The organism is Rothia sp. HMSC065B04, from assembly GCF_001812285.1.
GTDB lineage: Bacteria > Actinomycetota > Actinomycetes > Actinomycetales > Micrococcaceae > Rothia > Rothia mucilaginosa.
The window spans coordinates 528,489-553,639 of sequence record NZ_KV808406.1 but is presented as its reverse complement, the minus strand read 5'-3'; the positions used below and the strand labels follow the sequence as shown (position 1 = coordinate 553,639).

The 25,151-nt window shown below is 56.8% G+C and carries 28 protein-coding genes; 1 reads left to right on the top strand and 27 read right to left on the bottom strand.

Annotation, left to right across the window (positions count from 1 at the left end; all coding sequences use genetic code 11):
• Positions 1 to 25 precede the first annotated feature (25 nt).
• The 23 genes from HMPREF2845_RS02370 to rpsJ all read right to left on the bottom strand — a co-directional run bounded on the left by HMPREF2845_RS02370 (position 26) and on the right by rpsJ (position 16,069).
• On the bottom strand, positions 26 to 589 hold the full coding sequence (locus HMPREF2845_RS02370) for an adenylate kinase (RefSeq protein WP_070633782.1): 564 nt from the start codon (positions 587 to 589) through the stop codon (positions 26 to 28).
• Positions 586 to 1,893 carry a preprotein translocase subunit SecY gene (secY, locus tag HMPREF2845_RS02365; RefSeq protein WP_070633781.1) on the bottom strand — a complete coding sequence of 436 codons (1,308 nt, stop codon included), beginning with the start codon at positions 1,891 to 1,893 and terminating at the stop codon, positions 586 to 588. Before secY ends, HMPREF2845_RS02370 begins: the two co-directional genes overlap by 4 nt.
• A gap of 281 nt (positions 1,894 to 2,174) precedes the next feature.
• On the bottom strand, positions 2,175 to 2,621 hold the full coding sequence (gene rplO, locus HMPREF2845_RS02360) for a 50S ribosomal protein L15 (RefSeq protein ID WP_005505008.1): 447 nt from the start codon (positions 2,619 to 2,621) through the stop codon (positions 2,175 to 2,177).
• A gap of 2 nt (positions 2,622 to 2,623) precedes the next feature.
• Positions 2,624 to 2,830, bottom strand: a complete 207-nt coding sequence (gene rpmD, locus HMPREF2845_RS02355) for a 50S ribosomal protein L30 (RefSeq protein ID WP_004005265.1) — start codon at positions 2,828 to 2,830, stop codon at positions 2,624 to 2,626.
• A gap of 2 nt (positions 2,831 to 2,832) precedes the next feature.
• Complete coding sequence (gene rpsE / locus HMPREF2845_RS02350) at positions 2,833 to 3,477, bottom strand: 30S ribosomal protein S5 (RefSeq protein ID WP_171840195.1); 645 nt, start codon at positions 3,475 to 3,477, stop codon at positions 2,833 to 2,835.
• Between the two features lie 29 nt (positions 3,478 to 3,506).
• The gene (rplR, locus tag HMPREF2845_RS02345; RefSeq protein ID WP_005505006.1) at positions 3,507 to 3,866 is read right to left on the bottom strand and encodes a 50S ribosomal protein L18; all 360 of its coding nucleotides are present in this window, start codon (positions 3,864 to 3,866) and stop codon (positions 3,507 to 3,509) included.
• Positions 3,867 to 3,868: 2 nt separating this feature from the next.
• Positions 3,869 to 4,405, bottom strand: a complete 537-nt coding sequence (gene rplF, locus HMPREF2845_RS02340) for a 50S ribosomal protein L6 (RefSeq protein ID WP_049338084.1) — start codon at positions 4,403 to 4,405, stop codon at positions 3,869 to 3,871.
• Positions 4,406 to 4,432: 27 nt separating this feature from the next.
• Positions 4,433 to 4,831: a 30S ribosomal protein S8 gene (rpsH, locus tag HMPREF2845_RS02335; RefSeq protein ID WP_005505003.1), complete on the bottom strand. Its 399-nt coding sequence runs from the start codon at positions 4,829 to 4,831 to the stop codon at positions 4,433 to 4,435.
• Between the two features lie 73 nt (positions 4,832 to 4,904).
• Positions 4,905 to 5,465: a 50S ribosomal protein L5 gene (rplE, locus tag HMPREF2845_RS02330; RefSeq protein WP_005505001.1), complete on the bottom strand. Its 561-nt coding sequence runs from the start codon at positions 5,463 to 5,465 to the stop codon at positions 4,905 to 4,907.
• The gene (gene rplX / locus HMPREF2845_RS02325; RefSeq protein WP_005504988.1) at positions 5,465 to 5,800 is read right to left on the bottom strand and encodes a 50S ribosomal protein L24; all 336 of its coding nucleotides are present in this window, start codon (positions 5,798 to 5,800) and stop codon (positions 5,465 to 5,467) included. The genes rplE and rplX overlap by 1 nt, the downstream gene beginning before the upstream one ends.
• A gap of 3 nt (positions 5,801 to 5,803) precedes the next feature.
• Positions 5,804 to 6,175 (bottom strand): 50S ribosomal protein L14, encoded by a 372-nt coding sequence (gene rplN / locus HMPREF2845_RS02320; protein WP_005504986.1) that lies wholly within the window; start codon positions 6,173 to 6,175, stop codon positions 5,804 to 5,806.
• Positions 6,176 to 7,629: 1,454 nt separating this feature from the next.
• A complete protein-coding gene (locus tag HMPREF2845_RS02315) occupies positions 7,630 to 10,362 on the bottom strand; it encodes an LPXTG cell wall anchor domain-containing protein (RefSeq protein WP_070633780.1) in 2,733 nt (910 codons plus the stop codon).
• 473 nt (positions 10,363 to 10,835) lie between these two features.
• Positions 10,836 to 11,108, bottom strand: coding sequence for a 30S ribosomal protein S17 (gene rpsQ / locus HMPREF2845_RS02310; RefSeq protein ID WP_005508401.1), 273 nt, complete (start codon positions 11,106 to 11,108; stop codon positions 10,836 to 10,838).
• Complete coding sequence (gene rpmC / locus HMPREF2845_RS02305) at positions 11,105 to 11,344, bottom strand: 50S ribosomal protein L29 (protein ID WP_005504969.1); 240 nt, start codon at positions 11,342 to 11,344, stop codon at positions 11,105 to 11,107. The genes rpsQ and rpmC overlap by 4 nt, the downstream gene beginning before the upstream one ends.
• Before the next feature lie 5 nt (positions 11,345 to 11,349).
• Positions 11,350 to 11,769, bottom strand: a complete 420-nt coding sequence (gene rplP / locus HMPREF2845_RS02300) for a 50S ribosomal protein L16 (protein ID WP_005504968.1) — start codon at positions 11,767 to 11,769, stop codon at positions 11,350 to 11,352.
• A complete protein-coding gene (gene rpsC, locus HMPREF2845_RS02295; RefSeq protein ID WP_005504966.1) occupies positions 11,770 to 12,567 on the bottom strand; it encodes a 30S ribosomal protein S3 in 798 nt (265 codons plus the stop codon).
• On the bottom strand, positions 12,568 to 12,933 hold the full coding sequence (gene rplV / locus HMPREF2845_RS02290) for a 50S ribosomal protein L22 (RefSeq protein ID WP_005504964.1): 366 nt from the start codon (positions 12,931 to 12,933) through the stop codon (positions 12,568 to 12,570).
• Between the two features lie 60 nt (positions 12,934 to 12,993).
• Complete coding sequence (rpsS, locus tag HMPREF2845_RS02285; protein ID WP_004005282.1) at positions 12,994 to 13,275, bottom strand: 30S ribosomal protein S19; 282 nt, start codon at positions 13,273 to 13,275, stop codon at positions 12,994 to 12,996.
• 12 nt (positions 13,276 to 13,287) lie between these two features.
• Positions 13,288 to 14,124, bottom strand: a complete 837-nt coding sequence (rplB, locus tag HMPREF2845_RS02280; protein WP_005504961.1) for a 50S ribosomal protein L2 — start codon at positions 14,122 to 14,124, stop codon at positions 13,288 to 13,290.
• Positions 14,125 to 14,164: 40 nt separating this feature from the next.
• Complete coding sequence (gene rplW / locus HMPREF2845_RS02275; RefSeq protein ID WP_005504959.1) at positions 14,165 to 14,467, bottom strand: 50S ribosomal protein L23; 303 nt, start codon at positions 14,465 to 14,467, stop codon at positions 14,165 to 14,167.
• Positions 14,467 to 15,084, bottom strand: a complete 618-nt coding sequence (rplD, locus tag HMPREF2845_RS02270) for a 50S ribosomal protein L4 (protein ID WP_005504957.1) — start codon at positions 15,082 to 15,084, stop codon at positions 14,467 to 14,469. The genes rplW and rplD overlap by 1 nt, the downstream gene beginning before the upstream one ends.
• A 6-nt stretch (positions 15,085 to 15,090) precedes the next feature.
• Positions 15,091 to 15,747 (bottom strand): 50S ribosomal protein L3, encoded by a 657-nt coding sequence (rplC, locus tag HMPREF2845_RS02265; protein ID WP_005504955.1) that lies wholly within the window; start codon positions 15,745 to 15,747, stop codon positions 15,091 to 15,093.
• A 13-nt stretch (positions 15,748 to 15,760) separates the two neighbouring features.
• On the bottom strand, positions 15,761 to 16,069 hold the full coding sequence (gene rpsJ, locus HMPREF2845_RS02260; protein WP_004005287.1) for a 30S ribosomal protein S10: 309 nt from the start codon (positions 16,067 to 16,069) through the stop codon (positions 15,761 to 15,763).
• Between the two features lie 576 nt (positions 16,070 to 16,645).
• On the opposite strand from rpsJ, the gene HMPREF2845_RS02255 reads away from it, so the two are divergent.
• Complete coding sequence (locus HMPREF2845_RS02255) at positions 16,646 to 19,975, top strand: Fe2+/Zn2+ uptake regulation protein (RefSeq protein WP_246823185.1); 3,330 nt, start codon at positions 16,646 to 16,648, stop codon at positions 19,973 to 19,975.
• Positions 19,976 to 20,604: 629 nt separating this feature from the next.
• On the opposite strand, the gene tuf is transcribed toward HMPREF2845_RS02255, so the two are convergent.
• The 4 genes from tuf to rpsL all read right to left on the bottom strand — a co-directional run bounded on the left by tuf (position 20,605) and on the right by rpsL (position 25,027).
• Positions 20,605 to 21,795: an elongation factor Tu gene (tuf, locus tag HMPREF2845_RS02250; RefSeq protein ID WP_005508397.1), complete on the bottom strand. Its 1,191-nt coding sequence runs from the start codon at positions 21,793 to 21,795 to the stop codon at positions 20,605 to 20,607.
• Positions 21,796 to 21,995: 200 nt separating this feature from the next.
• The gene (fusA, locus tag HMPREF2845_RS02245) at positions 21,996 to 24,110 is read right to left on the bottom strand and encodes an elongation factor G (RefSeq protein ID WP_049347282.1); all 2,115 of its coding nucleotides are present in this window, start codon (positions 24,108 to 24,110) and stop codon (positions 21,996 to 21,998) included.
• Positions 24,111 to 24,182: 72 nt separating this feature from the next.
• A complete protein-coding gene (rpsG, locus tag HMPREF2845_RS02240; protein WP_005504941.1) occupies positions 24,183 to 24,653 on the bottom strand; it encodes a 30S ribosomal protein S7 in 471 nt (156 codons plus the stop codon).
• Positions 24,653 to 25,027 carry a 30S ribosomal protein S12 gene (gene rpsL / locus HMPREF2845_RS02235; RefSeq protein ID WP_005504939.1) on the bottom strand — a complete coding sequence of 125 codons (375 nt, stop codon included), beginning with the start codon at positions 25,025 to 25,027 and terminating at the stop codon, positions 24,653 to 24,655. The genes rpsG and rpsL overlap by 1 nt, the downstream gene beginning before the upstream one ends.
• Positions 25,028 to 25,151 lie beyond the last annotated feature (124 nt).

Below are 25,151 nucleotides of genomic sequence, written 5' to 3'. Positions count from 1 at the left end.
CAAATTGCGGGGGTACAGCAGAAGATTACTTCAGAGCGTCGAGGATGCGCTCGGTGACTTCAGCAATCTCGCCGAGGCCGTTAACTTCCTTGACGATGCCGCGTTCGCGGTAGATTGCGATCAGCGGCGCGGTCTCCTCTTCGTAGACCTTCAGGCGGTGACGGATGACTTCTTCGTTGTCATCGGTACGACCCTGCTCAGCTGCACGGTTGAGCAGACGCTCGACGAGTTCGTCGTTATCTGCAACGAGCAGCAGAACGCGGTCGATCTTCTCGCCCTTAGCTTCAAGGATGGAGTCCAGCTCGTGCACCTGTGCAGTGTTGCGGGGGTAGCCGTCGAGCAGGAAGCCGTTGACGACGTCGCCTTCGTCCAGGCGTGCACGCACCATGTTGTTGGTGACAGAGTCGGGAACCAGGTTACCGGAGTCGATGTACGACTTCGCTTCCTTACCGAGTTCGGTCTCTTCCTTGATGTTCTTACGGAAGATATCGCCGGTAGAAATTGCGGGAATCTTCAGCGCTTCAGCGATCTTGACGGCCTGGGTGCCCTTACCTGCACCGGGAGGGCCGACGATGAGCAGACGGTTCATCGGAGCAGTCCTTCGTAGTTTCGTTGTTGGAGCTGAGCGTTGATCTGCTTGAGAGTATCAAGACCAACACCCACCACGATCAGCAGCGAGGCGCCGCCGAACGGGAAATTCTGGTTTGCGTTGAATAGGATAAGCGCTACCAGGGGAATCATGGAAATTACACCCAGGTAAAGTGCGCCAGGCAACGTAATTCGGTTGAGTACGTAGCTGAGGTAACGCTCGGTCGGCTTACCGGCACGAATACCGGGGATGAAGCCACCGTACTTCTTCATATTGTCCGCTACTTCCACCGGGTCGAAGGTGACCGCCACGTAGAAGTAGGCGAAGCCAATAATCATGAAGAAGTAGAGAGCAATGTACAGCGGGTGGTCGCCACGCACCAGGTATGCGTTAATCCAGTTAACCCAGTCCGGCGGGGTGGAGCCGTTGGTGGGGGTGTTGAACTGGGCAATCAGACCGGGCAGGGTCAGCAGGGAGGAGGCGAAGATCAGCGGAATCACGCCGGCCATGTTGACCTTCAGCGGGATGTAGGTGCTGGTGCCACCAATGGTGCGTCGACCAATCATGCGCTTTGCGTACTGCACGGGAATACGGCGAACGGACTGTTCCACGTAGACCACGGCGAGCATGACCAGCAGGCCAATACCGCAGACAGCCGCGAAGATACCCCAACCGTGGGTGCGCTGGATGGAGCCCAGAGCGCTCGGGAAGGAGGACGCAATGGAGGTGAAGATCAGCAGGGACATGCCGTTGCCGACGCCACGCTCGGTAATCTGCTCGCCCATCCACATGATGACGGTGGTACCCGCACACAGGGTGACGATAATCAGCAGGATGTGCAGTACGTCGTCCTGGGGGATGATGCCCGGGCAGTTACCCAGCAGAACGCCAGAGCGTGCCATCGAGACGATGGTGGTTGCATTCAGCAGAGCAAGAGCGATGGTCAGGTAGCGGGTGTACTGGGTGAGCTTTGCCTGACCCTGCGCGCCCTCATCGTGCAGCTCCTGGAATCGCGGGATGACCACGCGTAGCAGCTGGATGATAATGGACGCGGTAATGTACGGCATCACGCCGAGGGCAAAGATCGAAAGCTGCAGCAGTGCGCCACCACTGAAAAGGTTGACGATATCGTAGACGCCACCGCTTGTAACATTGGCGTTCAGACACTGCTGTACATTTCCGTAGGAAACGCCTGGCGCGGGGATGAAAGTGCCCACGCGGTACAGCACAATCATTGCCAGGGTAAACAGCAGCTTACGCCGCAAATCGGCGGTCTTAACGACTCGCCCGAATGCGCTCAGCACATGTCCTCCTGTAAGTCTATGGGGCGCCCATCCCTCTCAAAGAGTTTTAGGGCGCAGTAAACACATCTTCCAGTCTATCGTGTTTGGAGCGGGTAACGATAACTCCCTAGCAGATTATGTAGCTTTTATATTCTCTTAGCGTGATTTTTGAACACAAAATGTGGCGCACACCAAGCGTTCAAATATGCGAATACAGGAATATAGTCCTGTTGTGAATCTTTTCAAGCAGCAAAAAGCCCCTGCCGTACAGCGTACGGACAGGGGCTTTCTCGTCTTGAAGACTACTTAACGGTTACAGAACCGCCAGCGGCCTCGATCTTCTCGATAGCGGAAGCCGATGCCTTGTCGACAACAACGTTCACCTTGACGGAGATTTCGCCGTTGCCCAGAACCTTCACGAGCTCGTTCTTACGAACGGCACCCTTAGCAACCAGTGCCTCGACGGTGACGTCGCCACCGTTGGGGAACAGTTCCTGGATGCGGTCCAGGTTAACAACCTGGTACTCGGTGCGGAAGGGGTTCTTGAAGCCGCGCAGCTTCGGCAGGCGCATGTGCAGCGGCAGCTGGCCGCCTTCGAAGCCTGCACGAACCTGGTAACGTGCCTTGGTACCCTTGGTACCGCGACCTGCGGTCTTACCCTTGGAGCCTTCACCGCGGCCAACGCGGGTCTTTGCCTTGTGGGCACCCGGTGCCGGGCGCAGATCGTGAATCTTGATAGCTTCTGCCATCTTTACTTGACCTCCTCAACCTTCACCAGGTGAGCAACGGTGTTAACCATGCCAACGGTGACGGGGTCAGCAGTGCGGACTACCTTGTTGCCGGGGCGCTTGAGGCCCAGGGAACGCAGGGTGTCGCGCATGTTCTGCTTCTGACCAACATAGGACTTGACCTGGGTGATTTCCAGCTTTGCGTCGCTGGGCTGAATACGCTTGGCCATTACTACGCACCTGCCTTTTCAGACTTGGTGTTGCGCAGGTAGCTGGGGATAACCTCATCGGTGGGCAGGCCACGGCGGGCTGCCACTGCCAGGGGCTCCTCGAGCTCCTTGAGTGCTGCAACAGTTGCGTGAACGATGTTGATCTGGTTCGAGGAACCGAGCGACTTGGACAGCACATCGTGAATGCCTGCGCACTCGAGTACTGCACGCACGGGGCCACCTGCGATAACACCGGTACCAGCGGTTGCCGGACGGAGCATCACAACGCCTGCAGCTGCTTCACCCTGCACGCGGTGCGGGATGGTGCGGCCTTCGATGCGGGGAACGCGGAAGAAGTTCTTCTTTGCTTCCTCGACACCCTTGGAGATTGCTGCGGGAACTTCCTTAGCCTTACCGTAGCCAACGCCGACCAGGCCGTTACCGTCACCAACGACGACCAGTGCGGTGAAGCTGAAGCGACGACCACCCTTGACGACCTTGGAAACGCGGTTGATGGTCACAACGCGCTCGATGTACTTGTCCTTCTCCTCCTCGCGAGCGCGGTTGTTACGGCGCTCACCACGGCCACGACGCTCGCCGCGGTTGTTGCGGCGCTCCTCGCGCTGGTTGGAGGTCTCAGCGGTTTCAGCTACTACTGCTTCGCTCACCTGAGTTTCCTTTACGTTCTGCTCGCTCATTAGAGTGCAAGACCTCCCTCGCGTGCACCGTCAGCAACGGCTGCAACACGGCCGTGGTACTTGTTACCACCGCGGTCGAACACGACTGCCTCAACACCAGCTGCCTTGGCGCGCTCTGCAACGAGCTCACCAACGCGCTTTGCCTTAGCGGTCTTGTCCAGGTCAGCTGCACGCAGCTCTGCTTCCATGGTGGAAGCGGATGCCAGGGTTACGCCCTTGACATCGTCGATAACCTGAACGAACATGTGACGGGTCGAACGGGTGACGCACAGGCGCGGACGCGCAGCGGTACCCGAAACGTACTTGCGGATGCGAGCGTGACGACGTGCACGCTGCGCTGCCTTCGACTTGATAGCCATGTTTACTTACCAGCCTTTCCGACCTTGCGGCGGATGTGCTCACCTGCGTAGCGAACACCCTTACCCTTGTAGGGATCGGGCTTACGCAGACCACGAATGTTTGCTGCAACCTGACCAACGAGCTGCTTGTCGATGCCCGACACGGTCAGCTTGTTAGCACCCTCCACTGCGAAGGTAATACCCTCGGGAGCGGTGATGTTGATCGGGTGGGAGTAGCCCAGAGCGAACTCCAGGTCGTTACCCTTCGGGGTCACACGGTAACCGGTACCAACGATTTCCAGCTTCTTTTCGTAGCCGGAGGTAACGCCGATAATCAGGTTCTGAATCAGGGTACGAGTCAGACCGTGCAGCGAGCGAGACAGGCGCTCGTCGTTCGGACGAGATACAAGGATCTCGTTTTCGTTCAGAGCCACGGTGATGGGGGAAGCTACCTTGTGGGAGAGCTCGCCCTTCGGGCCCTTAACGGTGACCAGGTTGCCATCGACCTTAACCTCAACGCCGGCGGGAACCGAGATGGGGAGACGTCCAATACGTGACATTATTCTCTTCCTTTCTCTTCTAACCGACTACCAGATGTAAGCGATGACTTCGCCGCCCACGCCCTTCTTCGCTGCCTGCTTGTCAGTGAGCAGACCCGAAGAGGTGGACAGGATTGCGATGCCGAGGCCACCCAGAACCTGGGGCAGGTTGGTGGACTTTGCGTAGGTACGCAGGCCCGGCTTGGAAATACGACGCACGCCAGCGATGGAACGCTCGCGGGACGGACCGTACTTGAGGACGAGGGTCAGGGTCTTGCCGACCTTTGCATCCTCAACCTTCACGTCGGCGATGTAGCCCTCAGCCTTCAGGATCTCTGCAATGCGAGCCTTCAGCTTGGAGTAGGGCATGGATACGGTGTCGTGGTATGCGGAGTTTGCGTTACGCAAACGGGTCAGCATATCTGCGACCGGATCAGTCATAGTCATTGTGGGCTTTAGCCCTTCCTCGTTGTGGTTTCCCTACCCCGCGGTAACGGGGTCTGGACCTACAACGTAGTCGTTAGTTGGTCTTGAACGGGAAGCCCAGTGCCTTCAGGATTGCACGGCCTTCTTCGTCGGTCTTCGCGGAGGTCACCACGGTGATGTCCATACCACGCACGCGGTCAATCGAGTCCTGATCGATTTCGTGGAACATGGACTGCTCGGTCAGACCGAAGGTGTAGTTACCGTTACCGTCGAACTGGCGGTCCGAGAGGCCGCGGAAGTCGCGGATTCGGGGCAGTGCCAGGGTGACGAGGCGGTCCAGGAATTCCCACATGCGGTCGCCACGCAGGGTGACGTGTGCACCAATGGGCATACCTTCGCGCAGCTTGAACTGTGCGATGGACTTCTTAGCGCGGGTAACAATCGGCTTCTGACCGGTGATTGCGGTGAGATCGCGGATTGCGCCGTCCATGAGCTTTGCGTCGCGAGCTGCCTCGCCGACACCCATGTTTACGACGACCTTAACGATCTTCGGGGTCTGCATGACGTTCTCGTACTTGAACTCTTCCTGCAGAGCGGGAACGACGACCTCAGCGTACTTGGTCTTGAAGCGGGGGGTGATCTTGGTTTCGGTCATTAGATGTCCTTACCCGAACGCTTAGCAACGCGCACGCGAACGGTGCGCTCCTTGCCGTCACGCTCTACAGTCTCGAGGCGGAAACCAACACGGGTCGGCTTCTTGGTCTCGGGGTCAACAATCGCAACGTTAGAAACGTGGATCGGTGCCTCAACCTTCTGAATGCCGCCTGCTGCGCCGGTCAGGGGGTTAGCCTTGGTGTGCTTGGTGACGACCTTGACGCCCTCAACAATCACGCGGTTTTCCTTGGGGAGAACCTTCAGAACCTTGCCCTGCTTGCCCTTATCTGCACCGGAAATAACCTGAACCAGGTCGCCGGACTTGATCTTAGCCATGAATTAGAGCACCTCCGGAGCCAGCGAAACGATCTTCATGAACTTCTTGTCGCGAAGTTCACGACCCACGGGGCCGAAGATACGGGTACCACGGGGATCACCATCAGTGTTCTTCAGGATCACTGCGGAGTTCTCGTCGAACTTGATGTAGGAGCCGTCGGGGCGACGGGTTTCCTTCTTGGTGCGGACGACGACTGCCTTGACAACGTCACCCTTCTTTACGGTACCGCCGGGGATTGCATCCTTGACGGTTGCGACAATGATGTCGCCAATGCCTGCGTAGCGACGCGAGGAACCACCGAGAACACGGATGGTCAGGATTTCCTTCGCACCAGTGTTGTCGGCGACCTTCAGTCGCGACTCCTGCTGAATCATATTTCTCCTGTCGTCTCGCCGGTTCCGACTCGCTTTAGGCGCGAGCCAGCCTTGCGGAACATTTTTACGGGATTGGTTGACGCCCCGGGCCCCATCTCTGTGGAAGGGGTTAGCGGAAACGCCTGGGGCAAACCCATGCCAGAAGCATTTGGACCCGCGTGAAGCGGGCGTATCCCACCCGTAAGTAGCGGCATTATGCACTGGCACGAGAAGCCCGTGGTTGTGCAGCTATTTGGATACAGCCACACAGTCTTAACACTGTACAGGAAACAGGTATCTAGCGCAAGGGCTTGTTAACTATGATTTCGGTCTCCACTACCCTATCCACCAAGACAATGCATGTATCGGATGTCAAAAACCCCATACCCCACATCAACACCGAGCGAGAAGGTGGCTTATTTATTTAAAGCAGGAGGCCCCTTCGTATAGTTCCTGACGCATAAGAAACTGAAGGGGCCTCGAGAAATCTACCCAACAATGTGTCAAACAAGGATGGTAGATATTTATATTTTACTACGCTTTAATGCCCCTCCACGACAGACTTGCCGCGGCCTAGTGATAGGATCACCCCAGTCCTACTCCCCCATCCCGCTAGTGCGCGCACAGAGCTAGAGGGCGACAGTGACTATTTTGGGTATGCCAACTGCTCTTCACTCTGCAGCTATGACATATATACTTTCGCGATACCATCACGAACGATAGGACGAGGTGCTTCTCCCGGACGGCTTTCTTCCGCAGCCTCATAGTATTCGCCAGAGCGTGCATCCAGCACGCGGGGAACCTTAACGGCAGGGTATAGTCCCCGACCTTGTCCATAGCAATGACGCTATATTTTGTCACCCCTGCCCCCCCAAAGCAGTGCTCTGAAAAAATCTGCTTAAAAATTTAGAAATTAAGGGTTGTTTTTTCAAAAATCAAGTTTTTTGGTAATAAACACGCTTCAAGGTGCGAAAATCAGCGAGATGTACCATAATAGAAGAGACGCATGCGTCAAATAAGAGGTTCGGTCCTTATCGGACAGATTTCTTGGGTCCCTTTTTCCTCGCTAATCCGTTTGTCTAGGGACCGAACCTCGCTTTGACACTAAACCCGCACTTCGGTGCGGGTTTTCTTTATATCTGAGGCGCTAGAACCCTACATTTCATTCTTTGGGGCTGTTAACTCGTCAAATATGGGCGAGCGAGTGCAGAGGGGGCGCCTCCCCTTTTCTCTCATTCATTCCCTTCCCCATCCCCAGCTGCTACTTCTAACCCTGGTCTAGACCTTCCGCCTATATAACAGGCATATATGCAAACTGAAAGGGGCGGTACCCATCGCTTCGATGGGTACCGCCCCTTTCAATGTGTATCGGCAGTTTCAGAGAGTCAATCGGGTTCTTGAATATCTAGTAGATCCCGCTCTGCCTCTTTAGCTACTACCGTGCGGTAGTATCGTGGGCTGCCGTGGGGTACGGACTATGCCTTGCGGCGACGTGCTACCAGCACAGTTGCGCCAACAACCAGTGCAAGAACACCAATTCCGGCTGCAATGACGACGCCCGAAGCACCGGTGTTAGCCAGTGAAGACTTCGAGGAGTTCGAAGAGGTCGAGCCATTGCTGGAAGAGGTGACGTTCTGCGACGAAGATCCGGAGGTCTTCGGGGCGGTGTTGTCCTTCTTCTGGGTCTCGGAATTCATAGAGTCCATGGGAGCCTTGGACTGGTCCTTAGCGTTTTCCTTTACCTGTTCCTTGGATTCTGCCGGTGCGGAAGGCGATGCAGAAGGATCAGTTACAGGTGCGGTAGCCGGCTCGGAGGTCTTCGGTTCCGAAACCTTCGGCGCAGGTGCCTTGTTTTCAACGCTGAAGGTGTACTCTACGGCAACGCCACCGCGCACGTTATCGTTCTCGGTCAGGGAACCGGAGAGCAGGTAGATAGCAACGCTATCGCCGGTCTTCAGTTCTTCAGTCAGGTTAGAGTTTGCCACGGTGGGGCGGTCGATGGTTGCGGTGAAGTTACCGTTTTCGTCCGCCTTGATGTATGCCCAGATGCCTGCGCTATTGCCTTCAACGCCTTCGAGCTTGGGCTCTTCCTTCGCGGAAATAGCGCCCTTGTTCAGCTTGACGGCGATAACAGAGCCCTTACCGTCCAGAGTCTTGAAGCCTTCACCGCGGAAGGTCAGCTTCTGGCCGTCCCAGGTCTTGGGGAAGTAGACCTTAGCGCCGTCCTTGTACTCGTGCACAACCTCATTGGAATTTGCGCTTTCGGAGGGTGCCGGGGTGCTGGGTTCGGGCTTTGCGGACTCGCTCGGAGCCGGGGTGGTCGGCTCAGGCTTAGCAGACTCGCTCGGAGCAGGAGTGGGCGCATCACTATCAGGCAGGCTCAGCTTAGTGCCCGCGGGGTAAGTGGTAGTCACGCCAGAGGGAGCAGCAGAGACCTGGGTAGTTTCTGCCGGTGCGCAGGTCGCAGCGGTGTCTGCCTTCTTCTCTGCAACAGTTGCGGAGAGCGCTTCACCGCCACGTGCGGTATCGCCTTCAACCATGGAGCCAGAGAGCAGGAAGACAGATACCTTATCGCCGCTCTTCAGGTTTTCCGTCAGGTTGGAGTTTTCAGTAGTCGGGTACGGCAGCTCAGCGGTGAAGTTACCATTCTCATCTGCCTGGATGTACGCCCAGACGCCGGCGCTGTTGCCCTCAGCACCGTTGAGCTTCGGCTCTTCCTTCGCGGAGATGCGGCCCTTGTTCAGCTTGACTGCGAGTACGGAGCCCTTTGAACCGTCCTGAGTCTTGAAACCTTCGCCACGCAGCTTCAGGGTTTCACCGGTGGTCCAGTCCTTCACGGCGTAGAGCTTAGCGCCGTCAGCGTAGGTCTTCACCAGTTCTTCAGAAGAAGCCTGTGCAGCAGGCTTCGCGGTGGTTTCAACGGTGGTGTTGATCTTCACCATGACGCCGGGAGTAATCGGGGAGTCTGCGTTGTCCTTGCCCTTGGGCTCGGTGCTAGAGGTGCGGTATTCGCCGGTGGTCTTATCGATGGTGTAGTCGGTTTCGATAGCGGAAGCGCCTTCAATGCTGCGTGCTACAGCGTATGCACTGCCGTCTGCGGTGACCAGAACATCATTTGCGCCGCTGGTCGCACCGGTAGACACCTGAGAAACAACGGTGCCGGTTCGTGCATCAACAACACCGACGTTGCCGGTACCGTAATCGGTCACGTACAGCAGGTCACGGGCTTCGTCGGAGGCGAGAGCGAGGGCCTGGTTGCCGAAAGGAATGGTCTTCTTGTAGGCACCAGTTTCCAGGTCGTAGACGGTGATACCGGAGTTAGTGCCCTTACGGTCACCCTGGGTGCTGACGTAGATTTCCTTCAGGGACTTGTCGATAGTGACGTCCGAGGGGTTCAGAGTAGCTTCAGCATTTTCCTTGTGCAGCTGAATGGTCTTCTCAACCTCGTAGCTCTTGGTGTCAATCACCTTCACGGTGCCGGCACTCAAGGAGGGTACGTAGAGCTTGCCATCAGCGGAGTCTACGTGCATGTTCATTGCGATGTCAGATTCGCCCTTGGCGTCGGTGAATTCAATCTTCTTGACCAGGGCGTGCAGGGTGGTGTCGAAGACACTAATGCCGCCCGAGCCAGATACAAAGACCTTGCCGCTAGAGGGGTCGATGCGTACCTCGCGGGGGTGGTTAACGTCGCCTTCTGCGCTACTCCAGATAATCTTGTTGGTCGCGGGATCGAAGACAGATACCTTGTTGACGCGGGTCTGGGTCACCCATACGTATCCGGTTGCTTCGTCGTAGGCAATACCGTAGGGAGATTCAATCTGCTTGCCGGTCGGTGCGGTAGCGCCACGTGCAATAAAGTCCGTGGTCGGGAACTGGTAGACAGTAGCAAGGCTCGGGGTGGATGCAACGTTCCAGGTGCCGACGCCACCGGTCAGAATCGGCGGGCGTCCGGAGGAGAAGGAAGTGTAGAGGGAGGAGGTTGCGGCCGAGTATGCCAGCTGGTACTGGCCGGGCAGGCCCTGGTACTGGGTAGCGCTCACTGCAATGTGGCGGCATTCCTCAGTGGAGTTCTGGGAGTTCCCGCCGGGAACGGATGCGGAGACGTTTGCCGCAAAGGTAGCAGGAACGGCAGCGAAAGAGCCTGCAACAACGGAAAGTGCGCCAGCAATGGCGAGCAGCTTACGTGAGGGCTTGGGCGAAGAAGTCATGATGATCCTCGATGATGTGTAGTGGTACTTCTCCAAAGGTCGTGCAACCTCCGGAAGGTGCAAAGCCACCCGACTGATTATTAGGCAAGGTTACGCTAAGCAACTATAAAGTTGATAATAAGTCCCTAATCAGGTTGTTTTCAAGTGTTGCTCATCGGATTCCGCAGTCCCCAGGCGCCTTACTCACGTATTACTTTTCATTTTTTCGCCCTAATTCCGCCTCCACATGCGTTTTCTTCTCTAGCAGCGTCTACTCATGGATTGCGCCATCAACGCGAGAGAAAAATATTGCTTTCTCGTATGACATATCAAGACATTTATGACAAATGTTGTCTTAGCGCCTGTTATTAGCCCGTGCCATAGGGCGCCTGCCCCGGTTTTTCCCGTACAAAGGTTAAAAGCAAAGAGCCCCTCTCCTACCGAAGTAGGAGAGGGGCTCTTTTACTGCTCTAGCAGAGAGTCATGAAGAGAGCTTACTTAGCCTTCTCGATGATCTCCACGATACGCCAGCGCTTGGAAGCGGACAGCGGACGGGTCTCTGCAATCAGAACGAGGTCACCGATGCCAGCAGCGTTCTGCTCATCGTGTGCCTTGATCTTGGAGCTACGGCGAACGACCTTGCCGTACAGTGCGTGCTTCACGTGGTCCTCGACCTCGACGACAACGGTCTTGTCCATCTTGTCGGAGACAACGTAGCCGCGGCGGGTCTTGCGGTAGCCGCGCTCTTCGTTCTTTACTTCACTCACTTGGACTCACCTTCAGTTGCGGGACGAATACCGAGCTCGCGCTCACGCAGCACGGTGTAGATACGTGCGATGTCGCGCTTGATAGTGCGGCGACGACCTGCGTTAGCCTGACCGGTGACTTCCTGGAAGCGGATGTTGAAGAGTTCCTTCTTCGCTTCGCTCAGCTTTGCAGCCAGCTCTTCGTTGGAGAGCTCTGCGAGCTTATCGATGCTCAGGTCCTTGGATCCTACTGCCATCTCGCTTATTCACCACCTTCGCGGCGACGCACAACACGTGCCTTCATCGGGAGCTTGTGGATTGCCAGGCGCATTGCCTCGCGAGCCACTTCTTCGGACACACCGGAGAGTTCAAACATGACTCGACCCGGCTTGACATTTGCGACCCACCACTCGGGCGAACCCTTACCGGAACCCATACGGGTTTCAGCGGGCTTCTTGGTCAGCGGACGGTCGGGATAAATGTTGATCCAGACCTTACCGCCACGCTTGATGTGACGGGTCATTGCGATACGTGCAGCCTCAATCTGGCGGTTGGTCACGTATGCGGGCGACAGGGCCTGAATGCCCCACTCACCGAAGCTAACCTCGGTGCCGCCCTTTGCGAGACCACTACGCTTGGGGTGGTGCTGCTTGCGGTACTTTACTCGACGGGGAATAAGCATTTATGCCTCACCGTTCTCTGCAGTCTTGGCCTCGACCTTTGCCGAAGCGTTCTCGTTGCGGCGCTCGCGACGAGGACCACGGTTGCCCTGGCGGCGGCGGTCACCATCGCGGCGGTTGCCACGGCGGTTGTTTGCTGCCTGCTGAGCTGCCAGCTCCTTGTCGGTCAGGTCGCCCTTGTAGATCCAGACCTTCACGCCGATGCGACCGAAGGTGGTCTTAGCCTCGAAGAAGCCGTAGTCGATGTTCGCACGCAGGGTGTGCAGGGGCACACGGCCTTCGCGGTAGAACTCGGAACGGGACATTTCAGCGCCACCCAGACGGCCGGAGCACTGGATACGGATACCCTTTGCGCCTGCACGCTGTGCGGACTGGATTGCCTTCTTCATTGCACGGCGGAATGCAACACGCGATGCGAGCTGCTCTGCGATGCTCTGTGCAACCAGCTGAGCGGAGAGGTCGGGGTTAGCAACCTCGAGGATGTTCAGCTGAATCTGCTTGTTGGTGAGCTTCTCGAGCTCGCCGCGGATGCGGTCTGCTTCTGCGCCACGGCGGCCAATCACGATACCGGGACGAGCGGTGTGGATGTCCACACGCACGCGGTCACGGGTACGCTCGATCTCGACCTTTGCAACGCCTGCGCGATCCAGGTTCTTAGCCAGCAGCTCGCGGATCTTTACGTCCTCGCGGACGAAGTCAGCGTAACGCTCGCCGGGCTTGTTGGAATCAGCGAACCACTTGGAGACGTGGTCAGTGGTGATGCCCAGTCGGAAACCGTTCGGGTGAATTTTCTGACCCATTTAGCGGTCCTCCTCCTTCTCCGGGGTAGCAACTACCACGGTGATGTGGCTGGTGCGCTTGTTGATTCGGTATGCGCGACCCTGAGCGCGGGGCTGAATGCGCTTCATGGTCGGGCCCTCGTTCACGAATGCTTCGCTGATGAACAGCTCTTCCTCGCGGAAGGGCAGACCCTGCTGGGTTGCCTTCTGACGAGCGTTAGCTACTGCCGAAGCAACGATCTTGTATACCGGTTCCGAAGCTGCCTGGGGGGCGAACTTCAGAATCGCCAGAGCCTCTTCCGCCTGCTTACCACGGATCAGGTTGACGACACGGCGGGCCTTCATAGGCGTAACGCGAACGAAACGCGCTGATGCCTTGGCTTCCATTGCCTATCTCTCTTTCGTCTATTGCCGAAAGGGAAACGTTAGCTTATCGGTGTGAACCGATTAGCGACGCTTGCCCTTACGGTCGTCCTTCACGTGGCTGCGGAAAGTGCGGGTCGGAGCAAACTCACCGAGCTTGTGACCAACCATCGACTCGGTGATGAACACCGGCACGTGCTTGCGACCGTCGTACACTGCGATGGTGTGACCGAGCATGTCGGGGATAATCATCGAGCGACGCGACCAAGTCTTGATTACGTTCTTGGTGCCCTTCTCGTTCTGAGCTGCAACCTTCAGGTAGAGGTGCTGATCAACGAAAGGGCCCTTCTTCAAACTACGAGGCATGTTTCAGGCTCCTTAGCGCTTCTTGCCAGTACGACGGCGACGAACGATGAGCTTGTCGCTTTCCTTGTTGGGACGGCGGGTACGACCCTCGGGCTTACCGTTGGGGTTAACCGGGTGACGACCACCGGAGGTCTTACCTTCACCACCACCGTGCGGGTGGTCAACCGGGTTCATGACCACACCACGAACGGTCGGGCGGATGCCCTTCCAGCGGTTACGGCCTGCCTTACCCCAGTTGATGTTGGACTGCTCAGCGTTGCCAACTTCACCAACGGTTGCGCGGCAGCGAACATCCACGTTGCGGATTTCGCCGGAGGGCAGACGGAGCTGACCGTACTTACCTTCCTTAGCAACCAGCTGTACAGAAGCACCTGCGGAACGAGCCAGCTTTGCGCCGCCACCGGGGCGGAGCTCGACACAGTGAATCACGGTACCAACGGGGATGTTGCGCAGGGGCAGGTTGTTACCGGGCTTGATGTCAGCTGCGGGGCCGGACTCGACGATGTCGCCCTGAGCGAGCTTGTTCGGAGCGATGATGTAGCGCTTGGAACCATCGAAGTAGTGCAGCAGCGCGATGCGAGCGGTACGGTTGGGATCGTACTCGATGTGTGCAACGCGTGCGTTAACGCCGTCCTTGTCGTGACGACGGAAGTCGATCAGACGGTACTGGCGCTTGTGGCCGCCACCCTTGTGACGGGTGGTGATGCGGCCGGTGTTGTTACGGCCGCCGGTCTTGTGAAGCGGACGAAGCAGGGACTTTTCCGGGGTGGAGCGGGTGATCTCGGAGAAATCAGCAACGCTCGAACCGCGGCGACCCGGGGTCGTCGGCTTGTACTTACGAATACCCATTTAGATATTTCTTCCTTCGTTAAAGTGGTCTCCGCGGGGCTTATGCCTGCGGACCGCCGAAGATGTCGATGGTGCCTTCCTTGAGGGTCACAATCGCACGCTTGGTGTTCTTGCGAGCGCCCCAACCGAAACGGGTGCGCTTGCGCTTGCCCTGACGGTTGATGGTGTTGACGGAAGCAACCTTGACGTCAAAGATCTTCTCGATGGCCTGCTTGATTTCCAGCTTGTTGGAATCGGTAGCGACCTCGAAGGTGTACTTACCTTCGTCGAGCTGACCGTAGCTCTTCTCGGAAACGACGGGAGCGATGATCACGTCGTATACAGACTTGGTGGAAACGCTCATTACTTAGCGCCCTCCTTCTTCTGAGCTGCAGCAACGAATGCGTCGAATGCTGCCTTGGTGAAGACCACGTCGTCAGAAACCAGCACATCGTAGGTGTTGAGCTGATCTGCGTACAGAACGTGGACGTTCTCCAGGTTACGTGCGGACAGAGCCACAACGTCCTCTGCACGAGCAATCACAAGAAGGATGTTCTTGCGCTCGGTGATAGCTGCGAATGCAGCCTTTGCAGCCTTGGTCGAGGGGGTTTCACCGGAGATGAAGTTCTCGACAACGTGGACGCGGTCGTGACGAGCGCGGTCGGAGAGAGCACCGCGCAGTGCAGCGGCGATCATCTTCTTGGGGGTGCGCTGTGCGTAGTTACGCGGGGTCGGACCGTGAACAACGCCACCGCCGGTCATGTGCGGTGCACGGATGGAGCCCTGACGTGCGTTACCGGTACCCTTCTGCTTGAAGGGCTTACGGCCTGCACCGGAAACCTCGCCGCGGTTCTTGGTCTTGTGGGTGCCCTGGCGTGCAGCAGCGAGCTGTGCAACGACAACCTGGTGCAGCAGGGGCACGGATGCCTGCGCGTCGAAAATCTCTGCGGGCAGGTCTACCTTAAGGGTCTTAACAGCCATGATGTATTAGGCTCCCTTCACAGCGGTACGAACCAGAACAACGCCGCCCTTGGGACCGGGGATTGCGCCCTTGATCAGCAGGACATTGTTCTCTGCGTCCACACCCTGGATAGTCAGGTTCAAGGTAGTGTGACGTGCTGCGCCCATACGGCCAGCCATGCGCATACCCTTGAACACGCGTGCGGGGTAGGATGCGCCACCGATGGAACCGGGCTTACGGTGGTTCTTGTGCTGACCGTGAGACGCGCCAACACCCTTGAAGCCGTGACGCTTCATAACACCTGCGAAGCCCTTACCCTTGGTCTTACCAACGACGTCGACCTTCTGGCCTGCTTCGAAGAGCTCAACGGTCAGTTCCTGACCGAGGGAATACTCAGAAGCATCTGCGGTACGCAGCTCGACGATGTGGCGACGGGGGGTAACACCGGCCTTCTCGAAGTGACCAGCCAGGGGCTTGGTAACCTTGCGAGAGTCGATTGCACCGAAACCGATCTGAACAGCTTCGTAGCCGTCAGTTTCCTGGTTACGGATCTGGGTAACAACGTTAGAATCAGCCTTGACGACGGTGACAGGCACGAACTTGCCGTCCTCGTCCCAGACCTGGGTCATGCCGAGCTTGGTGCCCAGCAGGCCCTTCACCTGGCGCTCGAATTTGTTAGTCATTAGATGCGATCCTCTACAGCTTGATCTCGATGTTTACGTCTGCCGGCAGGTCGAGACGCATGAGGGCATCAACAGCCTTGGGGGTCGGATCAACAACGTCGATCAGACGCTTGTGCGTACGCATCTCGAAGTGCTCGCGGCTGTCCTTGTACTTGTGGGGAGAACGGATAACACAGTAAACGTTCTTCTCGGTCGGCAGCGGCACGGGGCCAACTACAGTTGCGCCTGCGCCCTTTACCGTTTCGACGATTTTCCGTGCCGAAGAATCGATGACCTCGTGGTCATAGGACTTCAGACGGATGCGGATTTTCTGTCCCGCCATCTGTCGGACTCTCTTTCTTGATGTATTCCCTGTATCGGAGCTTTTGCCCCTTTGTTATAGCGCTTAAGGAACGCGATATATTCATCACGTGCGCCACTCAGAACGGACTGAATCCGGCTTTGCCGGGTTCCTCACCCCGCCTGAGTACCGACCCCCGAACTCGGGCGTGTCGCCTATTTTCTAGACAGACTCATCCCGTCATCCTTCGGACCGGGTCATACGTGGGCCTACCTTTAGTGCAGGTAGACGCTTTGACAACGTCGTCAATTCTCTCAGAGATAGAGCTCTTACGCAATACAAACACGAGTTAAGTGCTTAAGAACACTTAACTGCCTCTGTCAATCTGAGGATACTCCCGCGATGTAACTCTCAGGGAGCTTTCAATCTATTTTCAGTAAGTTCCATGCGCTTTATTGCTCGTAATAAAGCTTTTAGGTCTAAAGACTCTCGTATCGTAGAAGTATCACTACAGCCTAAGGAGAAACCATGTCTCAGCCGACACAACCTCATCAGGCATCCTCTAGCTCTCACTCTTCATCTCAGAGCCCTCAGTATGTTCAGCCGCAAGGTCTCGGCTTGTACGTTCCCCCGTCCCTGTCGGGTCCGTATCCTCAGCCTCCTGCGCAGCGACGCCGAGTCAACGAGGATATCTTCCTCAATATTGTTCTGTACATTGGTTCGCTCCTGCTCATTGGTGCTGCGGGCCTTTTTGTCACCTCGGTGACTTCTTCTCAGGATGAAACGGCTATCTTCCGTGTCCTCGCAATGGCGCTTGGAGCAATTGTCTTCTACGGAGCCGGTCTGCTCACCTACCGTTTCGTAGAGCGCCTGCGTATTGCCTCCTACTCTTTTGCAGCAACGGGTCTTGCATTTATTCCTCTGACCGGCGTTGCTATCTATGTCCTCAAGATTTGGACTGAAGGACGCTACATCTGGCTCCTCACGTCTCTGGTTGGCACTGCAGCCATTGTTGGAGCCTGCGCCCTCATGCGTAATCGTGTGATGGCGTACCTGCTGATTTCGTTCATCGTTTCGGACTCGCTGGCAGCTACAAAGGTGTCGGCTCTGCCTTTCGTTTGGTATTTCGTTTCTCTGACTGCCGTTGCCACTGTTCTGGGTTTGGTTCTGCACTTTGCCCCGAATGCGGCCCCGAAGGGCATCCGGGAAGGTCTTGTTGATTCTTCCCGCATTTTTGTTCCGGCTACTGCCATCGCTATTTTCTTCTTCACCAACGATCTGAGCTACACGGATGCGGGTATTGCGTTTGCAGTCATGTCTGTGCATGCCATTCTTTTCACGTGGCTGAACGGCACGGCAGATTACTACGCCCAGGCACGCATCTACCCAATTGCGTCTATTCTCTCCTTCATCATGGACTCGGATCACGGCCCGTGGTTCCCCAGTATCTTCTTCGTCTCTGTTCTGGTTGTTAACCTGATTTCTGCCTACGTATTTATTCCTCGTCTGCAGAAGACTATTGCTGGTTCCGCTCCTGCTGCCGCTGAACAGTCCGAGCAGGTGCAAAGCACCCCGGCTATCCCCTGGGCGAAGGAAGCTCTTCACCAACCCGCTCGCAAGATAGAGTGGTTGCCGGCAATTGACGCATGCGTCGGCGTATTCTTCTCCTTCTTTGCTCTCCTTGATGCCTTCTACACTGCTCACGTCGCTGATAGCGTTACCTACGCAACGCGCTGGAGCACTTTCCTTCCCTATGCAGAGGGTAATCAAGGTGTCTTCCCCGCGCCCTGGGTTATTGGTGTCCTCTGCATTGTCAGTTTCTTGCTGTACCGCAAGGCAATTCAGCCTCTGGTGCTCATGAGTTTTGTAGCGCTCATCCCGGTCATTGGCATGTATGCTTCCCCTGGCAACCAGGGAACGTTCTACCTCTTCTTTGCCGCGGCTGTAGTCATCTATCTGGTCACTGCTAAGGCTCCCGAGGCACGTACTGCTGGAGCGGTACTGAGCAACATCGGTTATGCCATTGGTATGATTCAGCTCTTCCTCGCTCTCATTCCTGAGATGCAGACTTCTGAGTCACTTTTGATGTTTGCGTTGGTCTGCGCCGCTATTGCGCTACTGACTTTTGTCCTCTCTCAGGGCGTTGCAGCGCAGAACGCAAGCTACCGTCTTGTAGAGATGTCGACGTACCTCTTCTTGGGCGTTTTTGCTCTCTTCGTGGGGTACGTAGCTAACCATGCTGATGGCGGAGCACATGGCCGATTCTGGGTTGGTTTCCCTCTCTTCTCGGGTGCCGTCCTCTTCTTGAGCGTCCTGAGCGCTCTTATTCTGGCCCGCGCGCTACGACTTTCGGATGTTGGTTCCTTCCGCTCCACGCTTGTCATGTTTGTCCGTATCGCGTTCTACGCGACTCTGCTTATCGCGACGATTGGCTCGCGACACTACCTGCTGTACGACTTGCAGAAGGAGTACATTGCTGTAGCATTGCCGGCGCTCCTGACCGTCGTTTATGGTGCGCTTGGTTTCTTTATGCCGGTTGGCTCTTCGATTCGTTCGGAGCTACTCACCGTTGCGCGGTTCCCCATCTGCTGGTCGGTCATTCTGCTCGCGATCACCGGCAATATGAAGGAATCGCTCGTAGACTTCCTCGTACTTGCGCTGCTGGCGGTTCAGGCTCTGTGCAGCGTGCTACTCTACGCGTACTCCAAGCGAAACTACGAAGCATACGCGGCGGCGATTTTCTTCACGCTCGGTTCTGTCCTGAGCGCAGGCCGTTTCATTGGCGATTTTGATAATCTTCTGTTCGCGGTAGCAACTCCTGCTATCTTCATCTCTGTATGGGTGCTTGCCCTTATCTTCAGGGTCTCCCGCATGCAGATTGGTGCCTCCATCAGCATCACGACTTTCTGCATCGGTGCTCTGTGGAATCTCTTCAACACGAGGGAAAGCACAATGGAGATGACTCTTCTGGGCTACTACGCTCTGATTGCCGTCATCATCCTGTTCGTTCTGAAGGTCACGCTCCCGGTTGAGGTCTTCGGTGTGAGGGCAAATGTTCGTCCTCGCATCGCTGTTCCGGCCGGTAATACGATGGTTGATTTGCCGATGCACGGCCCGCTGGGTGCCCCCTACGCGCGTTTCATGTCTCGCCGTCCCCTGAGCCAGGGTATCTATGCACCGGTCAATACGCTGCTGATGATTCCCGCTCTGGCGGTGCTGGGATTCTACACCTTCGTTGGGTTGGTTTTTGAGCCCAGGCAGGTGGAGCTCAACGCACTTCTCTGGGGTCTGGGTGCTCTGTCCTTCGTATCTGTCACCAAGGCGAAGAACCTGCCGATTGTCTGCACCACGGCGTTCAGCCTCTTCATCGCCCGTCTGGTCATTGATTACTCGAAGTCCAACCCCCTGAGCGTCATTCTTGAGGTTGCTCTCCTGATTCTGCTGGCTGTTGTGGCAGCCAAGGTTCTCAAGAACTTCATCGCAAAGAGGCCTGTAGATACGCAGGTATCGGATTCTCCTCTGTACTGGGCTTTGGGTCTGCAGGTGTTCCTCACCCTGGTAACGTGGGCAGTTCCCGCTGATGGTCCGGATATCGTGGTGTTGGTACTCGGTATTGCCCTGACTCTCCTGAGCGCTCTGCTGCTCGACCGAGTCTGGACCTATATCGCAACTGCTCTGGTCACCCTCGACCTGGCAATTTTGCTCAACGGTCTGAACCCGCTGACCCTGCTAATCATCTCGATTTTGCTTATTGCCGGCGTTATCTGGCGTCTGCTGGCGCGACAGAATAAGCAGGATGTGGTAGCTCCGCACCAGGGTTCTGAGCAGCTCGAGGACTTCCCGCCGTCTCAGAATCAGCCGGGTATGTACCCTCAGAGCAATGTCCAGATGCAGCAGCCCCCGGCTCCTCAGCAAGGCTACGAGCCTCGTCATGAGGAAAACATCTAGCTATCAGCACGTATAGGTTCTATTCCTACGGCATTCTGTAGTAGGATTACCTATGTCCCTTCCGAGGGGCAGTCATTCGAATTGCGGTTCCCAGCCTTCGGGCTGGGAACCGTTTTTCTTTGTCCGAAGATTTTATATTCCTATCTGCAGGGTCTTTAGACGCTCCCCCGCCGTAAGCCGGTCCGCATGACCCAGCTTCTGTCTCCGAGCCAGCAGATCTCTGAACGGAGTAGGCAGTCGTTCCTCTGCTCCCCTGCCCCAGGGCTTTCCACATCCAGCTTCTTTCCATATCCAGGAGTTCAGAATCTACGGCTAGAGGGTACGGATATGTCATACCGCCGCCGGGGAGGGTGTTCCCTGCCGTTACAGATTCACCGTAAACTCCACTATCAGCCACGCATACCCCCTCAGAAGCCTTGAGCGGCTACTAGGACGAACTGATAACGCTCAGAGCGGTTTCGTACAGTCCAGCAGATAATGCCGTTCTCTCCTTTGCCAGAGCCTTCAGCAACCCGCAAAAGGGCATAACAAAAGGACCCCCGCAGATGCGGGGGTCCTTGAGTATCGCTACCTGATGGAGAGTCTCCCCTCCGGCAGATTTTTAGCGAATTGTCGTAAATTTACGGCAATTACTTGATGATCTTGGTAACGCGACCCGAACCAACGGTGCGGCCACCCTCACGGATAGCGAAGCCGAGGCCCTCTTCCATTGCGATGGGCTGGATCAGGGTAACGGTCATCTCGGTGTTGTCACCGGGCATAACCATCTCGGTGCCCTCGGGGAGGGTGATAACGCCGGTCACGTCAGTGGTACGGAAGTAGAACTGAGGACGGTAGTTGGAGTAGAAGGGGTTGTGACGGCCACCCTCATCCTTGGAGAGGATGTAGACGTTTGCCTCGAACTCGGTGTGGGGGGTGATGGAGCCCGGCTCCACGACAACCTGACCACGCTCAACATCGTCACGCTTCAGACCACGCAGCAGCAGACCACAGTTCTCGCCTGCCCATGCTTCGTCGAGCTGCTTGTGGAACATCTCGATACCGGTAACGGTGGTCTTCTGGATCGGACGGATACCGACAATCTCGACCTCGGAGTTGATCTTCAGGGTACCGCGCTCTGCACGACCGGTAACAACGGTGCCACGACCGGTAATGGTGAAGACGTCCTCGATGGGCATGAGGAAGGGCTTGTCCTTCTCACGCACGGGGTCCGGAATGTAGGTGTCGACTGCGTCCATGAGCTCCTCGACCTTAGCAACCCACTCGGGGTCGCCTTCGAGAGCCTTCAGTGCGGAAACGCGAACAACGGGAGCGTTGTCGCCGTCGAACTCCTGCGAGGAGAGGAGGTCACGGACCTCCATCTCGACGAGGTCGAGGAGCTCTTCGTCGTCAACCATGTCTGCCTTGTTCAGTGCAACCAGCAGGGTGGGGACGCCAACCTGGCGAGCGAGCAGAACGTGCTCGCGGGTCTGTGCCATGGGGCCGTCGGTAGCAGCAACCACGAGGATTGCGCCGTCCATCTGAGCCGCACCGGTAATCATGTTCTTGACGTAGTCAGCGTGGCCGGGAGCGTCAACGTGTGCGTAGTGGCGCTTCTCGGTCTGGTACTCGATGTGAGCAATGTTAATGGTAATACCGCGCTGGCGCTCCTCGGGAGCGGAGTCGATCATACCGAAGTCGCGCTTCTCGTTCAGGTCCGGGTACTTGTCAGCCAGAACCTTGGAGATTGCTGCGGTCAGGGTGGTCTTACCGTGGTCAACGTGACCAATGGTACCGACGTTAACGTGAGGCTTGGAGCGCTCGAACTTAGCCTTAGCCAAGAGTGTTCCTCCTAGAACGATTGAAAACATGCACGCGGATCTTCGCTCCGGCGCATCCCGTTATAAAACGGTCTAGCGTCTACAATAGCGGATTACGCCGCAGAGATGAAACTGTTCATGCTCTCAATAATGGATTTAATTGAAAATTTTAGCGTGGGCCACAGGTTTTTAGCCCGTGGCCCACGGGTGAGACGCGAAAATTACTCGCCGCGGCTCTTCTGAATGATCTCGTCAGCGACGTTCTTGGGAACCTCGCCGTAGCTGTCGAATGCCATCGAGAACACTGCACGACCCTGGGTCTTGCCACGCAGGTCGCCAATGTAACCGAACATTTCGGTCAGGGGCACGATAGCCTTGATGATCTTAACGCCGGATGCGTCCTCCATGGAACGAACCTGGCCACGGCGGGAGTTCAGGTCGCCGATAACGTCGCCCATGTACTCCTCGGGGGTACGAACCTCAACGTCCATCAGCGGCTCGAGCAGGACCGGGTTAGCGCGCTTAGCGCCTTCCTTGAAGACCATCGAACCAGCGATCTTGAACGCCATTTCGGAGGAGTCGACGTCGTGGTAAGCACCGTCGATCAGGGTTGCCTTCACGCCCACCATCGGGTAGCCAGCGAGGACACCGAACTTCATAGCGTCCTGGATACCAGCGTCGACCGAGGGGATGTACTCGCGAGGAACGCGGCCACCGGTGACCTTGTCCTCGAACTCGTACAGCTCTTCGCCATCCAGGGGCAGGGGCTCGAAGGAGACCTGCACCTTTGCGAATTGACCGGAACCACCGGTCTGCTTCTTGTGGGTGTAGTCGACCTTCTCGACTGCCTTCTTGATGGTCTCGCGGTAAGCAACCTGAGGCTTACCAACGTTAGCCTCAACCTTGAACTCACGCTTCATACGGTCAACGATGATGTCCAGGTGCAGCTCACCCATACCACCAATTTCGGTCTGACCGGTTTCTTCGTTCAGCGAAACGGTGAAGGTGGGGTCCTCAGCGGAGAGCTTCTGGATAGCGGTGGACATCTTCTCCTGGTCACCCTTGGTCTTGGGCTCGATAGCCACGAAGATCACGGGATCGGGGAAGGTCATCGACTCGAGAACAATCGGGTGTGCGGGGTCGCACAGGGTGTCACCGGTGGTGGTGTCCTTCAGACCGATTGCAGCGTAAATGTGACCTGCGGTGATCTCCTCAACAGGGTTCTCCTTGTTGGAGTGCATCTGGAAGAGCTTACCGATGCGCTCCTTCTTACCCTTGGTGGAGTTCAGAACCTGCTGGCCCTGAGCTGCGGTACCGGAGTACACACGGGTGTAGGTCAGCTGACCATAGAACGGGTGAGCTGCAACCTTGAACGCCAGTGCTGCGAAGGGCTCCTCAGCGGATGCCTTACGGGTCAGCTTCTCTTCCTCGTTGGAGGGGTTGGAGCCGACAACGTCCGGAACGTCCAGCGGGGAGGGCAGGTACTCGATCACAGCGTCCAGCATGGGCTGAACACCGCGGTTCTTGAATGCAGAACCACAGAGAACGGGGAATGCCTCACCGGAGATAACCAGCTGACGGATACCAGCCTTAATCTCGGGGATGGTCAGCTCGCCCTCTTCGAGGTACTTCTCCATGAGCTCTTCGCTAGCCTCAGCAACAGCCTCAACCAGCTCAGCGCGGTACTGTTCAGCCTTCTCAACCAGGTCAGCAGGAATGTCCTGAACCTCGTAAGAGGAGCCCATGGTCACGTCACCCTTGGCGTCGCCGGGCCAGACGTATGCCTTCATTTCGAGCAGGTCAACAACACCGAGGAAGTCGCTCTCAGCGCCGATGGGGAGCTGAACAACCAGCGGGCGTGCGCCCAGGCGGTCGATGATGGTCTGAACGGTGAAGTAGAAGTCAGCACCCATCTTGTCCATCTTGTTGACGAAGCAGATACGGGGGACATCGTACTTGTCAGCCTGGCGCCAAACGGTCTCAGACTGGGGCTCAACACCTTCCTTGCCGTCGAACACAGCAACTGCGCCGTCGAGGACGCGCAGGGAGCGCTCAACCTCAACGGTGAAGTCGACGTGACCGGGGGTGTCGATAATGTTGATCTGGTTGTCCTTCCAGAAGCAGGTGGTTGCTGCGGAGGTAATGGTAATACCTCGCTCCTGCTCCTGAGCCATCCAGTCCATGGTGGAAGCGCCGTCGTGAGTCTCACCAATCTTGTGGTTAATACCGGTGTAGAACAGAATGCGCTCAGTGGTGGTGGTCTTACCGGCGTCGATGTGCGCCATAATACCGATGTTGCGGACCTTGTTAAGGTCGGTGAACACGTCAAGTGCCACGTTATTCTCCCTAAATGAGATACTCCGAAAGCCTGCCGACTCGAATCGACTCGGCAGGCTCTAAACGGAGAATTACCAGCGGTAGTGTGCGAAGGCCTTGTTGGACTCGGCCATCTTGTGAGTGTCCTCGCGACGCTTCACAGCGGCACCGAGACCATTGGATGCATCCAGGATCTCGTTCATCAGACGCTCAGTCATGGTCTTCTCGCGGCGCTGCTTGGAGAAGCCAACGAGCCAGCGAAGAGCCAGAGCGGTGGAACGGCCGGGGCGAACCTCAACCGGAACCTGGTAGGTTGCACCGCCAACGCGGCGGGAGCGAACCTCGAGAGAAGGCTTAATGTTGTCCATAGCCTTCTTCAGGGTTGCGACCGGGTCAGAACCGGTCTTCTTCTCGACACCCTCCAGGGCACCGTAGACGATGCGCTCTGCGACGGACTTCTTGCCGTCCAGCAGAACCTTGTTGATCAGCTGGGTGACCAGAGCGGAACCGTAAACAGGATCGTTTACGAGGGGACGCTTGGGAGCGGGACCCTTACGAGGCATTACTTCTTCTCCTTCTTAGCGCCGTAGCGGGAGCGAGCCTGGCCGCGACCCTTAACACCCTGGGTATCCAGAGCGCCACGAACGATCTTGTAGCGAACACCGGGGAGGTCCTTCACACGACCACCGCGAACGAGCACAATCGAGTGCTCCTGCAGGTTGTGACCCTCACCGGGGATGTATGCGGTAACCTCGACGCCGCCGTTGAGCTTGACACGAGCGACCTTACGCAGTGCCGAGTTCGGCTTCTTCGGGGTGGTGGTGTACACACGGGTGCACACGCCACGCTTCATGGGGTTGCCCTTCAGTGCGGGCGCCTTGGTCTTAACGACCTTGGGAGTCCGGCCCTTGCGGACCAGCTGCTGAATAGTAGGCACGTTTTCTCCGTTGCTTGATCAGGTTTCTCGTTAGAGAAGCCCGTATAAACTTACTGGCCCCCATCACGTTGGATGGGTGCTCTCGGTTATCAGAAACGCTCGGATGCATATCCGGTTGGTTTCT

Bases quoted from the DNA above. Each gene is read 5' to 3' on its own strand.
- HMPREF2845_RS02370 (WP_070633782.1), bottom strand. From the start codon at position 589: ATGAACCGTCTGCTCATCGTCGGCCCTCCCGGTGCAGGTAAGGGCACC.
- rplO (WP_005505008.1), bottom strand. From the start codon at position 2,621: ATGGCAGAAGCTATCAAGATTCACGATCTGCGCCCGGCACCGGGTGCC.
- rpmD (WP_004005265.1), bottom strand. From the start codon at position 2,830: ATGGCCAAGCGTATTCAGCCCAGCGACGCAAAGCTGGAAATCACCCAG.
- rplR (WP_005505006.1), bottom strand. From the start codon at position 3,866: ATGGCTATCAAGTCGAAGGCAGCGCAGCGTGCACGTCGTCACGCTCGC.
- rplF (WP_049338084.1), bottom strand. From the start codon at position 4,405: ATGTCACGTATTGGACGTCTCCCCATCTCGGTTCCCGCCGGCGTTGAG.
- rpsH (WP_005505003.1), bottom strand. From the start codon at position 4,831: ATGACTATGACTGATCCGGTCGCAGATATGCTGACCCGTTTGCGTAAC.
- rplE (WP_005505001.1), bottom strand. From the start codon at position 5,465: ATGACCGAAACCAAGATCACCCCCCGCTTCAAGACCAAGTACGCTGAG.
- rplX (WP_005504988.1), bottom strand. From the start codon at position 5,800: ATGGCTAAGATCAAGTCCGGCGACCTGGTTCAGGTTATTTCCGGTGCA.
- rplN (WP_005504986.1), bottom strand. From the start codon at position 6,175: ATGATTCAGCAGGAGTCGCGACTGAAGGTCGCCGACAACACTGGTGCG.
- HMPREF2845_RS02315 (WP_070633780.1), bottom strand. From the start codon at position 10,362: ATGACTTCTTCGCCCAAGCCCTCACGTAAGCTGCTCGCCATTGCTGGC.
- rpmC (WP_005504969.1), bottom strand. From the start codon at position 11,344: ATGGCAGTAGGATCCAAGGACCTGAGCATCGATAAGCTCGCAGAGCTC.
- rplP (WP_005504968.1), bottom strand. From the start codon at position 11,769: ATGCTTATTCCCCGTCGAGTAAAGTACCGCAAGCAGCACCACCCCAAG.
- rpsC (WP_005504966.1), bottom strand. From the start codon at position 12,567: ATGGGTCAGAAAATTCACCCGAACGGTTTCCGACTGGGCATCACCACT.
- rplV (WP_005504964.1), bottom strand. From the start codon at position 12,933: ATGGAAGCCAAGGCATCAGCGCGTTTCGTTCGCGTTACGCCTATGAAG.
- rpsS (WP_004005282.1), bottom strand. From the start codon at position 13,275: ATGCCTCGTAGTTTGAAGAAGGGCCCTTTCGTTGATCAGCACCTCTAC.
- rplB (WP_005504961.1), bottom strand. From the start codon at position 14,124: ATGGGTATTCGTAAGTACAAGCCGACGACCCCGGGTCGCCGCGGTTCG.
- rplW (WP_005504959.1), bottom strand. From the start codon at position 14,467: ATGAGCGTTTCCACCAAGTCTGTATACGACGTGATCATCGCTCCCGTC.
- rplD (WP_005504957.1), bottom strand. From the start codon at position 15,084: ATGGCTGTTAAGACCCTTAAGGTAGACCTGCCCGCAGAGATTTTCGAC.
- rplC (WP_005504955.1), bottom strand. From the start codon at position 15,747: ATGACTAACAAATTCGAGCGCCAGGTGAAGGGCCTGCTGGGCACCAAG.
- rpsJ (WP_004005287.1), bottom strand. From the start codon at position 16,069: ATGGCGGGACAGAAAATCCGCATCCGTCTGAAGTCCTATGACCACGAG.
- rpsG (WP_005504941.1), bottom strand. From the start codon at position 24,653: ATGCCTCGTAAGGGTCCCGCTCCCAAGCGTCCCCTCGTAAACGATCCT.